At 70.6% G+C, this 1,165-nt stretch carries 2 protein-coding genes; both read left to right on the top strand.

Annotated elements, in window-relative coordinates; translation table 11 throughout:
- Nucleotides 1-39 precede the first annotated feature (39 nt).
- Nucleotides 40-663 (top strand): hypothetical protein, encoded by a 624-nt coding sequence (locus G5V65_RS21910; protein WP_165054748.1) that lies wholly within the window; start codon nt 40-42, stop codon nt 661-663.
- A gap of 14 nt (nt 664-677) precedes the next feature.
- Nucleotides 678-1,165 (top strand): DEAD/DEAH box helicase (locus tag G5V65_RS21915; protein WP_165054751.1); only part of this gene is annotated, 488 nt, incomplete at its 3' end.

Consider the following 1,165-nt stretch of genomic DNA (forward strand, 5'->3'; position numbering starts at 1 on the left):
CGCTGCGCGTCCCACCCTCCAACTGAAAGGAGCCGCGCAATGTCCGGACCCTGGAACGACTTCAACTCCGCCCAATCCAACACCAACGTCATCCCGAAAGGCACGCTCGCCAAGGTGCGCCTGACGCTCCGCCCCGGCGGCTTCGACGACCCCTCGCAGGGCTGGACCGGCGGCTGGGCGCGCCGCGCCGCCACCGGCGCCGTCTATCTCGACGCCGAATACACGGTGCTCGAGGGTCCCTATGCCCGGCGCAAGATCTGGTCGCTGATCGGTCTCTATAGCCCGAAGGGCCCGGACTGGGCGAACATGGGGCGCGGCCTGATCCGCGGCATCCTCAACTCGGCGCGCGGCGTGTCGGACAAGGACAACTCGCCAGAGGCTCAGGTGCGCCGCCGCATCAGCGGGTTCGGCGATCTCGACGGGGTCGAGTTCGTCGCCCGCATCGACATCGGCCAGGACACCAACGGCGAGGACAAGAACGAGATCCGCGCCGCGGTCACCGCCGATCATCGCGACTACGCCGCGCTGATGGGCACGGTCGCGCCGCATTTCGCCGCCGCCCCGGCGCGGGGCCACGCCCCGCAGCAGCCCACCACGGCCTCCCAGCCCAGCCAGCCCGCGTCCGCCCCCGGCGCCGTCGGTCGGCCGAGCTGGGCGCAGTAAGGGGGAGACCGGCCATGCGCCTGCGCCCCCGCCAGAAAACCTTCGTCGAGCGCAGCGTGGCTGCGCTCGCTTCCCGCGGCAACACCTTGGGCGTGGCGCCCACCGGCGCGGGAAAGACAATCATGCTCTCGGCGGTCACCGGCGAGATGATCGGCGACGGCGCCAAGGCCTGCGTGCTGGCGCATCGCGACGAGCTGACAGCGCAGAACCGCGCCAAGTTCCAGCGTGTGGTGCCGGGCGTCGCCACCTCGGTCATCGACGCCACCGAGAAATCCTGGAACGGCCAGGTCGCCTTCGCCATGGTGCCGACGCTGGCGCGGGCTTCGAACCTCGCCGACATGCCGCGCCTCGACCTGCTGGTCATTGACGAGGCGCACCATGCCGTCGCCGACAGCTACCGCCGCATCATCGACCGCGTGCGCGAAGCCAATCCCGACGCCTGCATCTTCGGGGTCACGGCAACGCCGAACCGGGGCGACAGGAAGGGCCTGCGCGAGGTCTT

The organism is Paragemmobacter kunshanensis (genome assembly GCF_011059185.1).
GTDB classification, from domain to species: domain Bacteria; phylum Pseudomonadota; class Alphaproteobacteria; order Rhodobacterales; family Rhodobacteraceae; genus Paragemmobacter; species Paragemmobacter kunshanensis.

Coding starts and splice junctions, on each gene's coding strand:
- G5V65_RS21910 (WP_165054748.1), top strand. CDS start 40: ATGTCCGGACCCTGGAACGACTTCAACTCCGCCCAATCCAACACCAAC.